The organism is Fortiea contorta PCC 7126 (genome assembly GCF_000332295.1).
Taxonomy (GTDB): Bacteria; Cyanobacteriota; Cyanobacteriia; order Cyanobacteriales; family Nostocaceae; genus Fortiea; species Fortiea contorta.
The window spans coordinates 662399-675719 of the sequence record NZ_KB235930.1; the positions used below are offsets into that span (position 1 = coordinate 662399).

13 protein-coding genes are annotated in these 13321 nt (G+C 43.1%); 4 read left to right on the plus strand and 9 right to left on the minus strand.

Annotated elements, in window-relative coordinates:
* Positions 1-242: 242 nt before the first annotated feature.
* Entirely contained in the window at positions 243-2132 is a 1890-nt protein-coding gene (uvrC, locus tag MIC7126_RS0103155; protein WP_040629689.1) for an excinuclease ABC subunit UvrC, read from the minus strand.
* Between the two features lie 476 nt (positions 2133-2608).
* Between uvrC and MIC7126_RS0103160 the strand changes: the two genes are divergently transcribed.
* Positions 2609-2788 carry a hypothetical protein gene (locus tag MIC7126_RS0103160; protein ID WP_017651666.1) on the plus strand — a complete coding sequence of 60 codons (180 nt, stop codon included), beginning with the start codon at positions 2609-2611 and terminating at the stop codon, positions 2786-2788.
* Positions 2789-2800: 12 nt separating this feature from the next.
* On the opposite strand, the gene MIC7126_RS0103165 is transcribed toward MIC7126_RS0103160, so the two are convergent.
* The 3 genes from MIC7126_RS0103165 to MIC7126_RS0103175 all read right to left on the minus strand — a co-directional run bounded on the left by MIC7126_RS0103165 (position 2801) and on the right by MIC7126_RS0103175 (position 5492).
* Entirely contained in the window at positions 2801-3244 is a 444-nt protein-coding gene (locus tag MIC7126_RS0103165; RefSeq protein ID WP_017651667.1) for a response regulator, read from the minus strand.
* A gap of 639 nt (positions 3245-3883) precedes the next feature.
* Positions 3884-5089 carry an LL-diaminopimelate aminotransferase gene (locus MIC7126_RS0103170; protein ID WP_017651668.1) on the minus strand — a complete coding sequence of 402 codons (1206 nt, stop codon included), beginning with the start codon at positions 5087-5089 and terminating at the stop codon, positions 3884-3886.
* A gap of 67 nt (positions 5090-5156) precedes the next feature.
* The gene (locus tag MIC7126_RS0103175; RefSeq protein ID WP_017651669.1) at positions 5157-5492 is read right to left on the minus strand and encodes a thioredoxin family protein; all 336 of its coding nucleotides are present in this window, start codon (positions 5490-5492) and stop codon (positions 5157-5159) included.
* Positions 5493-5567: 75 nt separating this feature from the next.
* On the opposite strand from MIC7126_RS0103175, the gene MIC7126_RS30110 reads away from it, so the two are divergent.
* Positions 5568-5729: a hypothetical protein gene (locus MIC7126_RS30110; RefSeq protein WP_154655820.1), complete on the plus strand. Its 162-nt coding sequence runs from the start codon at positions 5568-5570 to the stop codon at positions 5727-5729.
* 15 nt (positions 5730-5744) lie between these two features.
* Here the strand turns inward: MIC7126_RS30110 and MIC7126_RS0103185 are convergent, their stop codons facing one another.
* From MIC7126_RS0103185 to MIC7126_RS0103195, 3 genes are all read right to left on the minus strand, one after another.
* Positions 5745-6521, minus strand: coding sequence for a PspA/IM30 family protein (locus MIC7126_RS0103185; RefSeq protein WP_017651671.1), 777 nt, complete (start codon positions 6519-6521; stop codon positions 5745-5747).
* Between the two features lie 162 nt (positions 6522-6683).
* On the minus strand, positions 6684-7397 hold the full coding sequence (locus MIC7126_RS0103190; RefSeq protein ID WP_017651672.1) for a PspA/IM30 family protein: 714 nt from the start codon (positions 7395-7397) through the stop codon (positions 6684-6686).
* Positions 7398-7545: 148 nt separating this feature from the next.
* On the minus strand, positions 7546-8727 hold the full coding sequence (locus tag MIC7126_RS0103195; RefSeq protein WP_017651673.1) for a hypothetical protein: 1182 nt from the start codon (positions 8725-8727) through the stop codon (positions 7546-7548).
* A gap of 123 nt (positions 8728-8850) precedes the next feature.
* Between MIC7126_RS0103195 and MIC7126_RS0103200 the strand changes: the two genes are divergently transcribed.
* Together MIC7126_RS0103200 and MIC7126_RS0103205 are read left to right on the plus strand one after the other, a co-directional pair.
* Positions 8851-9402 (plus strand): DciA family protein, encoded by a 552-nt coding sequence (locus tag MIC7126_RS0103200; protein WP_026099997.1) that lies wholly within the window; start codon positions 8851-8853, stop codon positions 9400-9402.
* Positions 9403-10114: 712 nt separating this feature from the next.
* Complete coding sequence (locus MIC7126_RS0103205; protein WP_017651675.1) at positions 10115-10432, plus strand: hypothetical protein; 318 nt, start codon at positions 10115-10117, stop codon at positions 10430-10432.
* Positions 10433-10561: 129 nt separating this feature from the next.
* Here MIC7126_RS0103205 and menB read toward each other — a convergent pair whose 3' ends face one another.
* On the minus strand, positions 10562-11395 hold the full coding sequence (menB, locus tag MIC7126_RS0103210) for a 1,4-dihydroxy-2-naphthoyl-CoA synthase (protein ID WP_017651676.1): 834 nt from the start codon (positions 11393-11395) through the stop codon (positions 10562-10564).
* A 69-nt stretch (positions 11396-11464) separates the two neighbouring features.
* Positions 11465-13261 (minus strand): 2-succinyl-5-enolpyruvyl-6-hydroxy-3-cyclohexene-1-carboxylic-acid synthase, encoded by a 1797-nt coding sequence (gene menD / locus MIC7126_RS0103215; protein ID WP_017651677.1) that lies wholly within the window; start codon positions 13259-13261, stop codon positions 11465-11467.
* Positions 13262-13321: the final 60 nt, after the last annotated feature.

Here is a 13321-nt window from a genome sequence, read left to right on the forward strand (position 1 = left end):
AACATTTGCATATTCCAGAGTTTCAGCCAAACGCCATCTACCGCCACCAAGTTATAGGAACACCGCAGCAGTAGAATTGTTCCACACACCAAAATTGGATTTTAGATGCAACGACTTTACCAAAAGTGGCTGTAAGTCGATACAGTCCCGCCTAACTTTTCAACCAACAAATATCATCCTTCACCCTTCACCCTTCATCCTTCATACTTCATCCTTCACCCTTCATACTTCACCCTTTTGTACTAACTAGCTGAGGAAGGATGAAAATAATCGTAAATATCCTGAGCCAAACGCGGGCCGATTCCGGGAACTTCCGATATTTGTGCTGGGGTGGCTTGCCGAATGTAATCAACAGAGCGAAAATGTCCTAGTAGCTGTTTTTGACGATGATGACCCAAACCAGGAATCTCATCTAAACGCGATCGCTTTAATTTATCACTACGTTGTTGACGATGGAAACTCACAGCAAATCGATGAGCTTCATCTCGCAACCGACGTAACAATTGTACCCCCGGTTGTTCAGCGTCAGTATTTAAAGGTTGGGATTCTCCCGGTAAAAAAATCTCTTCTCGCTGCTTGGCTAAACTAATCACTCGCAACTCATCTAACAAATTCATTTCTTGCAAAATAGCCACGACAGAAGATAGCTGACCTTTACCGCCATCAATCATAATTAAATCAGGCCAATCAGGATTTCCCGCTCGTAACAACTGCGGATCTTCAATATACTTGCGGAAGCGTCGCCCGATAACTTCTGCAAGACTAGCGAAATCGTCTGAATGTCCGATAGTGACCGTAGGATTTTTAATTTTATAGTGGCGATAGTGCTGTTTAGCAGGTAAACCATCGATAAACACAACCTGAGAAGCTACAGCATTTGAGCCTTGAATATGAGAGATATCATAACCCTCGATGCGGTGAATTGTTAAATCTGGTAAATCTAGAATAGTTGCTAAATCTTGCATTGCTTGCGAATTGCGATCGCTTAATTTTTGCATTCTCTGCAATTCATACTGAGCATTGCGCTCTACCATCTCTATTAATTCTGCCTTACTTTGTCGCTGGGGAGCCAAAATCGTCACTTTTCTCCCTTTTCTTCCAGTTAAAACATCAGCCAATATTTCCCCATCTGGTAACTCATGCTGTACCAAAATCTCGGCGGGAATTTCCACCGCGTCAGCAGTTTGGTAATGTTCTTCCAAAACTCGTTGTAAAATTGCTCCAGGCTCGGCGTGAACATCCGCGACAAACGCTAGACGTCCTACCAACTGACCAGCGCGAATCTGGAACAATTGAATATAAGCATGGTTTTCATCGGCAGCCAGAGCGATCGCATCCCGCGAAACTGTATCATTAGGTAAAGAAACTTTTTGATCTGCATTCAGCGACTTTAAACCAGCAATTTGGTCACGAATCCGCGCTGCTGACTCAAAATTCAATGCCTCCGCCGCCTTTTCCATCTGTTGAGTTAAAATATCAATCAGTTCCTGAGTTCGTCCCTGGAAAACCATCGCCACTTTTTGCACAGTTTTGCGATATTCTTCCGGTGAAATTAGTTGTTGACACACACCCGGACACCGCCCCATATCATAATTCAAACAAGGACGATCCTTAAATAACGGTTGAGGTCGTTGTCGCAGTGCAAATATCCGCTTAGAAATTCGCAATATTTCCCGCAATAGACCAGAATCAGTATAAGGGCCGTAAAATTTATCCTTTTCCTTACCCAATTGACGTTTGCGGGTAATAAAAATCCGGGGATAGTCTTCTGACCAAGTAATGCAAACATAAGGATATTTCTTATCATCCTTGAGCAGAACATTGAAATATGGCTGGTGCTGCTTAATCAAGTTGGCTTCCAACGCCAAAGCTTCCGCTTCCGTATCGGTGACGATGAATTCAATTTCTGCCACCTGCTTCACCATCGTGGCGATGCGTTCCGTCTTATTATACCCGTCGCGGAAATAGGAACGGACACGCGATCGCAGCTTCCGCGATTTACCTATATATATAATGCGATCGCTATCATCTCGCATAAAATAAACCCCTGGTTCTGGCGGAATTTCCGCAAGACGGGTTTCCAGTCGTGCTGGGTCTTTAACAAGCGTTAGCGTTTGAGGAGAATTTATCACAATCCAAGATAGGTAATTTTACAAACTTACCTATCTCTATTTTAAAGAAATTCACTTGTTTGTGCCGTTTCTATCAGTCATTTATTAAGCGAATATCAAGTTAAGCCAAAAAAGATTTTATTTTTGCCTTAAATCTCAAATCATACCTGTCTCCTCATATATTATTTACGTGACTACAGATTTTATATAGTTATTGTTTTAAAGCCGTCCTCATACTTTAAGTCATCACTGCCATCAAACCGAGTTACCAATCTGTATTCAACTATTTATAACCCGCTCCACGCTCGGTTTCCAGCCATCAAAAAATCATAGCTTGCCATCTTGTAAAGATAGTATATTCTTGATTACGAGTCAGCAATCTTCCGGATTATTAACTTCAAAATCAAGATTAAGAGGATTAACGGATTTATTAAATTTGCCTCATTGATTATCATTAAACCAGTTAACAATATATGCATTTATCCAACAGCAAACATATGAATATCAATGAATTTGAATCACAATACCGAGCCGCTATGGATGAAACACTCAACGAGCTACAAACAGCAGTTTTGTTGTTAGTTCAAGTCCAGCGCAAAATAACTGAAATTGGTAATTATGTACACAACCTGAGTGAAAGCGTAGAAGAATTTATTCACAATCAAAAAGTTGATTAATCCCAGCAGATATTACCGTTCATCGTCAAAAATATGCTGATGATAAAAACGCAACTCTTCTTCAATCGTCAGTATCAACTCCGTCAAATTAACTGGTTTAACAAAATAGCGACAAGCTCCCAATCCCATAGCTCGCTCTTGATCTGCCTTGAAAGCGAATGCCGAAACTACAATAATAGGTATCTGAGAGCAGCTCGGTTGTTGTTTAATTTGCTCTAGTAATAAATAACCGTCAATATCCGGCAATTTCAAGTCTAACAGCATCAAATTTGGCTGAAATTGCTCTATAGTTGCGAATAAAGTAGAACCCTCAGATAAACTTTGCACTTCATAGCCGCAATAACTCAGATAATCGCTCATCAACATTCTATTGACATCGTTATCTTCAATTAACAAAATTCGCCCAGTTTGTTGAGACTGTAATTGCCGATCTACAAGTAGTAATTTTGCTATCATTGCTAACTATCATCTGGAATTGAAAATTGACAATTTCATCAGAAATTTAAATAAATATCATCCAAAATTATCAATGAATAGAATACGCACTTAGGGAATATCTGAAAAACATTAGTAAGTTATATTTAATTACTAGATGTTCAATAATATTATCTTCAGATATAAATTGTTACATAAATTTATAATTTCTTAACTTATTCCTGTTTTATTTGTGGTATGCAAGGGATTGCTCAAATTAAAAACTATTCAACAATATCAGCAAACAAGTCAGATTCCGCAGATTTAAGTGTTGTTGTCAGCCTTAGCAATCTTTTGGTATCAGAAAATATTTTTTAATATTTGAGATAGTCAAGCATACCTCATTTTATAAACCTGAAAAACCAGATTAGGTAAAGCAACTGTGGTTTTTTAATAAATAAATGATGAATATTTTATTGAATGCCTAAGTGTATATACTTGAAATTTTTCAAAACACTTGTAATGCTTTTGAGCACACAAGTTGTTCAACGATGGAGATATGTAGATTAGACCTGCTTTGAAAACAGGGTTTATACCAATTCTTGACACGGGAAACACATTTTGATTGTAGAGACGAAGCAAAAACAACGTCTCTACAAACTGCAAAGATTTAATCTACCGTTAAAGAAACTTAGCTATTCTCTCCACAGCAGTTTCTAACACTGAGGGTTCATGTACCAAAGCGAAGCGAACATATCCTTCACCAGATTTACCAAAACCAGCGCCAGGAGAAGCAGCTACACCGGTTTGCTTGACTAACTGAGTACAAAATTCCATGGAATTCTGACTCCAAGATGCAGGTAATTTTGCCCAAATGTACATAGTGGCTTTGGGAGTAGGAACATACCAGCCGATGCGGTGTAAAGCATTAATGAAGGTATCACGACGCTGACGGAAATTAGCAACACCACTAGCTACCCCCGTTTGAGGGCCAGTTAAAGCAGCGATCGCTCCATTTAAAATTCCTTGATACTGATTAAAATCAACGGCTGCTTTGACTTGCCGTAAGGCATGAATTAACTCAGCATTGCCAATAGCATAGCCGATGCGGAACCCGCCCATATGATAAGACTTGGAAAGGGTGAAAAACTCAATAGAGACGCTTTTATCTGGATCCGCTTGCAGAATCGAGGGGACTAGTGCTTGAGGCGCGGTTGAATGGTGTTTTGCTGGTGCTTCCCTAGTGTCTTCAAATACTAAATCTACATAGGGAAAATCATGCACCAAAACGATATTGTGGGTTTGACAAAAAGCGACTGCTTCTTGGAAGAAAGATAAAGGTGCGATCGCCGCTGTGGGATTATGAGGGTAACTTAACACCATCATCCGCGCCTGGGTTAAGATAGCACCAGGAATCTCAGTAAATATCGGTAAAAAATCGTTTTCTGCTCGTAGTGGCATAGGGTAGATTTGACCACTAGCTAAGTGAACTCCCCCAGCATGGGAGGGGTAGCCTGGGTCGAGCAACAGCGCAAAATCCCCTGGATTGAGCAACGCCAGAGGTAAATGAGCTGTACCCTCTTGAGAACCAATCAAGGGCAGTACTTCCGTTTCTGGATTGACCTCAATACCAAATTTCTGTGCATACCAATCAGCTACAGCTTGGCGAAATGTTTTCGTGCCATTAAACAACAAATAGCCGTGGGTACTCGGATCGTAGAGAGACTGGGCGATCGCCTCAATTACATGGGACTGTGCCGGCAAATCAGAAGACCCCAGCGACAAGTCAATTAACTGCTGACCAGCAGCCAAAGCCACTGCCTTGGCTCTATCCATATCAGCAAATACGTTAGATTGCAGAGGTTGTAAACGTTTCGCAAATTGCATTTTTGTCAAGAGTCAATGGTCAAAAGTCAAGAGTCAAGATTAATTACTTTTGACTCTTAACTCTTGACTAATTATTATTTAAGTGCGTCTCTAAAAGGTTGAGTAATTTTTCCTTGCCAATAACCCCCTCAACAGATAGCAAAAGTTCCTCACCTTGAATCAACCTGAGAGCGGGTACACCTTCGACTTGGTACTGTTTCACGGTTTGGGGGTTGGGATCGATTTCAATTTTCACGACTTTTAGGCGATCGCTGTATTGGGCCGCAGTCGAGTTAATCAGTGGCGCCATTAATTGACATGGCCCGCACCAAGAAGCCCAAAAATAAACCAACACCGGCAGATCGGCACTCATTACTTCAGTTTCAAACTCAGCGTCAGTTATGGTGATCACACCGTTACTCATTGCAGTCTCCATCAGGTGGCAGCGGTTTAAAGTTGGCACACAAAATACTTTATCCCAAAGTGGGAGTTATTGGGTGTGGGGAGGTGGGGAGGTGGGGAGGTGGGGGGTGTGGGGGGTGTGGGGAGTGTGGGGAGTGTGGGGAGTGTGGGGAGATGGGGAGGTGGAGGGTGTGGGGTAATTGGCAATTCTCAAAGTGCAAAATCCCACAACCAAAAGGTGTGGGACTGGTTTAAATAAGTTTTTTTGCAAATTTTACATTTGATCCAATTGCTTACGGAGGGCTTCCAACTCAGAATCAACTGGTTCGGTTGATTTGGCAGGGGTAGCTGGTTGTGAAGGGGGCAATTGCCCTTGACTTGGCGGTGTTGCTGGTGGTAGCATTTGTGCCTTCAAGGCTGCTAATTCGTCGTCAACGTCGCTGCCAGATTCCAACTGGGCAAATTGGGTTTCTAAATCTGCACCTGCTAACTCTGATGCTGATTGGGCGCGGGCTTCTTGCATCAGAACTTTTTCTTCCATGCGCTCAAAAGCCGCCATAGCACTACTGGTATTCATTCCACGTACCATGCCTTGGAGTTGCTCTTGGGCTTTGGCGGTGGTAATCCGGGCTTTGAGCATTTCTTTCTTGGTTTTGGCTTCCGAAATCTTGCTTTCGAGCTGAATTAAGTTGCGCTTGAGGGTTTCAACTTGGATGCTTTGCTGATCAAGGCTAGTTTTGAGAGCAGTACCTGTTTCTGTATAAGTTTTTTTACGTTCCAAGGCTTGGCGTGCTAGATTTTCGTCGCCTTTTTGCAGTGCTAGTTGGGCGTTGCGTTGCCATTTATTGATTTCGTTTTGGGCGTCGTTATACTGTTTCTCGGTGCGTTTTTGAGCGGCGATCGTCTGAGCCACACCCTGACGCAGCTGTACTAAGTCTTCCTGCATTTCCAGGATGGCTTGTTCCAGCATTTTTTCTGGATCTTCAGCTTTGTTGACTAAATCGTTGAGGTTAGCACTGACTACTCGCTTGATGCGATCGAATAATCCCATAACTGTGTTTTTCCTTTTGTGGTTTATGCGCTGTGCTGGACAGTGAGCTTTTTTATTTTTTAATAGCTACCTATTTCAATGTAATCTTTCCGGTTTGAAACGTTACCTCCCAACACTCCTTAATTGTTAAGATATACTCCTGCCTCGGTGATTGCCCAATGTTTAAGGTTCTTGACTTTTGGGCAACTGTTGTTGTTGTTGTTGTGTATCACTAGCTGCATCCAAGACCTGTGCTTTCATCGCTGCTAGTTCTGCATCGACATCATTGCTAGATTCCAGAGCAGTAAATTGTTTTTGTAAATCGTCGCTACCAAGTTGCTCAATCGCTTCTGATTGCGCTTCTATTTGCATGACTTTATCTTCCATGCGCTCAAAGGCGTTTAGACTGCTGGTAGCAGAAACGCCGTCAAGCATTTCCCTCAGTCTAAATGACGCCTCAGCTGAACGGGCGCGAGCGATGTACATATCTTTTTTGGTTTTGGCTTCGGCAATTTTCAACTCTAGCGATCGCATATCCTTTTTTAGTTTAGCCACCAAATTGTTTTGTTCTGATATCTGGCTAGATAAGGCTTGTTTTGTTTCTTGATAAGCTTGGCGTTTGGTGAGAGCCTCTCGCGCTAGGGGTTCATTTCCTTGTTGCAATGCTAGTTGGGCGCGACGATACCATTCCTCGGCTGTAGATTCGGCGCTGGTGGCTTGTCGTTCGGTGCGTTTTTGGATAGCGATCGCTTGTGCTACGCCTTGTCGTAATTGCACCAAATTTGCTTGCATCTCTAAGACAACTTTTTCCAGAATTTTTTCTGGATCTTCTGCACTGCCGATTAAACTATTGAGGTTAGCGCGAATCACTCTCAGGATACGCTGAATCACTTCCATATCGGCTCTCCATCCACTTTTTGCCAGTTACTAAACAGCAGATCATTATATTTATTTCGACGGTTGCATACCCCTATCCTAAGGGTCAGGGGTCAAAGGTCAGGGGTAAAAATTCAAAGGATCAGCAAAAACCATACCCCCTCTTCAATTATGGTTGTCGAACTCTGGCTTTAATTCCCTGGGACTGTAGTTTTTGCAATTGTTGCTTAACTTCTCCAGGCGTTCTGACTGCACCCAGGTAGATCAATTTATTGTCCAATGATAAATAGGCATCGGGGATAATCTGGCGTATGGAAGCTAAGGTGCGATCGCTTTGATTATCTGTCACTAAATGATAAAACCCATCTGCTGAGGGTTTAATTTGTGTATTTGCTTGACTAGGGTTGACTGGTGGCTGATTTGGTAAGGATGGATTGCTTGGTGATTGAGGTAGTACTGATGGTAAGGCTACTGTAGAATTTGTAGCTGGCGGGAGTGCGGCTGAATTCGGTTCGGTTTTCGGTTTTAAGCCAACAATATCTTTTGGATCTTGCACTTTGGGAAACTCTTCAACCGCCAGGTTAGGATACTTGGGTATGGGTGTTAGTGATGGGTCTAGCTGAGGTGAAGGTTTACTCTCTCCTCCTTGGGGTTGATTGGCTGGCACAGATGAGTTTTTGTTAGATGATTTGCCTAAATTGATCTGCGACAAGATTGTGGGATTCAATGCGATATAGCCCAGAGTTAAACTGGCTACCAACAGTAACAGCATGGAACCGATACCCAAGGGTGAAAGCAGACTGTCTTGAGAATTACTTGGCTTTCTGGCTGGGGGTTGCTCGTCTGCTAAACTCCGCAGCAGTGCTTCACTAGATTCTAAGTAATCATTTGGTGGTCTGGGAGTGTCATCAGGCTGCAAAATATTTTCAGGTTCCTTGTGCACCTGGGCTGTCGTAGGGACTAGGCTGCTGGCGGTGTTAGATAAGGGCGGTAAGCTTTGGGTAGCGACAGGCTCACGATCTATCTCTTGAGTTTCAATGATGGCTGGTGGTTGTTCCTCCTGTAGAGGCTCACTGACAAAATTAGCCGCTGTACTGGTTTTGACTGCTACCGATGACTGGATATTTTCTAAAGTTGTTGTGATGGCTGCTAGCTGTTGGCTGGAATTATGAGTGTAATTTCCTACAGGCGATTGGTTTAATGCCCTAGTACCAGTGCGTGTGCGTCGATATCGAGTTAACTCTTGATCTAGCTGTACTTCTAAACTTGCTAGTGCTGCTGCTAGTGCAGGTTTCAACCCAGGTGTTTTAGACGATTGAGTGCTGGAGTTTATTAGGGGGTTTGGAGTCATTCCTCTGGGCCTCAAAGGTAGGCGACTGGACTAAGTTTTGAATACATTTGTGCCAATAATAACGAAAATTGTTTAATAGATATGGACGAAAACTATTCCCCAATTTTCCCTGAGCTTGGCAAAATGTCGTTGAAATCAGTTAATGATATTTTAAGTGTTCTCAAAAAGCAGGCTCAATGGCAAGAACAGCCGTTTCCACGCTTGCTGCACTGTTGGACGGAGGTTGTAGGAGTGGTGGTTGCTGCACACACTCGACCTTTATCAATACAGCGTGATGTGCTTTGGGTAGCAACTTCCAGTGCTGCTTGGGCGCAAAACTTGACTTTTGGACGCCAAAAGCTGCTTTTAAAGTTAAATAATCTGTTACCCTCGCCTTTAGTGGATATGCGCTTCTCTACGGCAGGTTGGCAACGTCCCATAGACCAGGAAAAGTTGTTAGGAACAGTTTCGCCTAGTGAACATCCTAGCTATCTGGGAGATATGAACAGCGATCGCTCTGATGCTAACCCCACAAGAACAAATGCCAATGCAGCTTTTGAGGATTGGGCTAAGACTATACAAATGCGATCGCATAATTTACCTTTATGTCCCCAGTGTGAGTGTCCTACCCCACCCGGCGAACTCCAGCGCTGGAATGTCTGCGCTATCTGCGCTTCGCAACAGTTTCAGGGGTGAGTCTAATCACATAGCCCTAGCCACATAGGTGAGGACATGAAATAAAGAGAAAACACCTCCACAAAGCGAAAAGTCGGAGCGGCGGAAGCCGCCGCTCCGTTAGCGAAGCGTTAGCGACGCAGGAGCGTCACTTTTCAAGACAGCGACTTTCAACCCTATCCCCTAATCTCTAATCCCTAATCCCTATCCCCTAATCTCTAATCCCTAATCTTTCCTATCCCTTAATCCCTGTTCCCCGTTCCCTGTTCCCTGTTCCCTGTTCCCTGTTTTTTATATAACTATTTAGCGTTTTAGCTGTGTTTGATACATAATTTTACTTTGTCGCCTCTTAAATATTGCCAAACACAGCAGTACTAATGTTTTAGTTGTCAGAGATTTGCTTGTCAAATTATGTCAAATTTGTGGTTGTTTAGGCTGGTGAATAACCCTGTAGAGAGATGGCTAAAGCATAATTTTACAAACACACACGAATTAAAATCTTATGTCTTAACCTTGATCCCCTACTAGTTTTAATCAAAAACAGACATGTGTGTACTCTAGGGATCATTGACAAATATAACACAAATCTAAAAACATCCTAAAGTACATTTAGGCACGGGGATCGCTACAAGCTATACAAAATAAAGGTTTTTTGGGATTATTACGTATTTATATCTAGAAGGAAAATATAGAGACATAAATTAGCCATAAACGGCACTAAAGATGAACCCAAATGAAACCTACTAAAATCTTGACATCTGCCTGTCGATATTGTCGCCATTACCAACCAGAAGGTCGCCGTGGTGGAATTTGCCAACAGTTAGGCGCATCAGTGCAGGCTAGTTGGAAAGCTTGCTCTTTAGCACTCCCTCCTTTTGCACCTGCTTGGGAAACTTTAGAAGATGCATGGAGCCTACCAGATGCAAGACCAGTTTTAGTTTCTGCTCAATCTTTAGCTTCAGATTTACACCATGTGGCTCTTTTGGCCCCTGTTGAAGAAAAGACTGTCTGTACTGCTGAACAGACAAAAGCTACAACGGCGCTGATTTAGCTATTGATATATTACCTGACTTAGTTTGTATTTTGTTTGGAAGTAAGATTTGCGTTTAAAATTGCTACTGCTGTGGAATTTAATATCTACAAAAATCGCATCTTGAAAAAAGGTGCGATTTTTGCAATTTTAGGGTAGCCAAGGGAAGGAGCGAAAATTGGGGGGTCGTTTTTCTAAAAAGGCTTGTTTGCCTTCAGCTCCCTCTTGTGTCATGTAATAAAGTAAAGTGGCATTGCCTGCAAGTTCTTGTAAACCGGCTTGTCCGTCACAATCAGCATTAAATGCGGCTTTGAGACAGCGAATTGCAATTGGACTTTTTTCTAAAATTTCTTGTGCCCATTGTATCCCTTCTGCTTCCAGTTGTTCTACTGGCACAATGCAATTAACTAAACCCATTTCTAGGGCTTGTTGGGCGTTATATTGACGGCAAAGAAACCAAATTTCTCGTGCTTTTTTCTGTCCAACGATGCGAGCAAGATAACTCGCACCAAAACCACCATCAAAACTCCCAACTTTCGGGCCTGTCTGTCCAAAAATGGCATTATCGGCGGCGATGGTGAGGTCACAAATTAAATGCAGGACATGTCCACCACCGATCGCATATCCTGCTACTAGGGCAATTACTACTTTTGGTAAGGAACGAATTAGCCGCTGTAAGTCGAGCACGTTTAAGCGCGGGACGCCATCATCGTCTACATAACCCGCATGTCCCCGCACACTTTGATCACCACCGGAGCAGAAGGCGTATTTGCCATCAGTATGTGGGCCATATCCAGTAAATAAGATGACGCCAATGGTGGTATCTTCGCGGGCGTCACAAAAAGCGTCGCATAACTCAAAGACTGTTTTGGGGCGAAAAGCGTTGCGTTTATGGGGACGGTTGATGGTGATTTTAGCGATACCATCTGTTTTTTGATACAGGATATCTTCGTAGATTTTGGCAGTTTGCCAGTTGATTGTCATGGGTATGGATGAGCTATTGTGCTTGAGAATTTTATCGTGGACGCAGGGACAGCGATCATTCTACGACTGCTAAATCTCTACATCTGCGGCAAATTTACTTAAATTCTCTTGTCGCCATTTAGCATCTAGTTTTCTATTTGTTCTTACCTCCAAAACCCGAATTCCTTTGATTGGAAGTGGGTTTAATTTTTGTTGCAACTGCTGCCAAGATGTGATTAATTCGTGCTCAACGCCATAGGTGGCGCACAGTTGAGCAAAATCAATATCCTGGGGAGTGCCGAAAAATTCTTCAAATGGTGGGTCAAATTTGGCAATGGGTAACATTTCAAAGATCCCACCGCCGTTGTTGTTGATTAATAAAATTGTCAGATGTCCTACAAATTTATTTCTCATTAAAAAGCCGTTGGTGTCATGTAACAGCGCTAAATCTCCAGTTAACATGACGCTACTTTGATGGCGATGGGCTATTCCTAAAGCTGTGGATAATGCGCCGTCGATTCCGTTTGCACCTCGGTTAAAATGCGATCGCACTCCTAAATTATTCGGTTTCCAGAAAAATTCCACATCCCGCACAGGCATACTATTGGAGATAAATAACGGTGTTCCTGACGGTAAGTTTTGGGAAAGCAACCAAGCGGCTTTACTTTCAAATAAATCTGTCATTTTCCCGAAGGTTTGGTCGATGGCTACTCTGACTTGAGCTTCAGCAGTAGACCACAGTTGCAAATATTCAGAAGTAGGTGGGGAAAAATCAGAATTATTTTCTCTCCCCATCTCCCCATACCTCGGCTTCGCTCGGTACAAGTCTCCCCATCTCCCCAATTCTTCAATACTAATCCGCAAATGAGTTGTCCTCCCGTGCAAGGGATCAAAGTTTTGGTCGCTAGGGTCAATGATCCAGCGTCGCGGTTGGGTATGATTGATCCAGTTACGCAATTGTTTACTGGTGGGCATTTCTCCTATTTGAATCACCATTTGGGGTGCTAGCTGTTTTGCTAGTTGGAGATTTCGCAATATCTGGTCGTAGGTAGAAATGATGTGGGGGTTGAGGTCGGCGTAATTTCTGACTGGTGAAAGCCCTTCTGCTAAAACAGGCCAGTTGAGGATTTGAGAAAGTCGAGCGATCGCTCTACAATACTGCTGTGCTTGCTGTGGTTGGGCGACACCTGCGATGATAATTCCCTGCTCGCATTGTTGCCATTCTAAGGGCAATGGGCAATGAGTTGTAGGTAATGGTAAGGAATTTGTCAAGGTGGCAAAAAATTCTTCTGTTTGCAACTGTGACTGTAAATAACTCAAGTCAGAGCCGTCGGGAAGCGGTGCAAGGGGGTCACGAAATGGTAAATTCAGATGCACTGGCCCCCCTACTGGCGCTTGACAGCGTTCCCAAGCGTAAATTAAAGTTTGTCGCAAATAAGCGAGCATTTCCATGTCTAAGGAGGGTAGAGCTATCTCTGCTTGCCAGTTTGGGTAACTACCGTATAATTTCAACTGGTCTATAGTTTGCCCAGAGTGACAATCGCGCAATTCAGGTGGTCTATCGGTGGTTAATACTAAAAGTGGGACACGACTTTCTCTGGCTTCGATGACTGCTGGGTAAAAGTTGGCGCCTGCTGTCCCAGAGGTGCAGACAAGCACTACCGGGCGCCCTGTAATTTTAGCTTGTCCCAAGGCAAAAAAAGCAGCGGAGCGTTCATCAAGAATAGAAATTGCGGCGATATCGGATGTTTGTTGAGCAAAAGCAACTGCTAGGGGTGTGGAGCGAGAACCAGGACAAATGACAGCACAGGTTAATCCCAGGCGCTTCAGCGTCTGGGTGAGGATGTAAGCCCAAAGTTGATTAACATTTTGATAAGCGAATAGCATCAAAGGAAATTGAGTAAAACGTTTGGAGTGTCTCTTATTCTCCGTGGCTGGAGCGCTGAT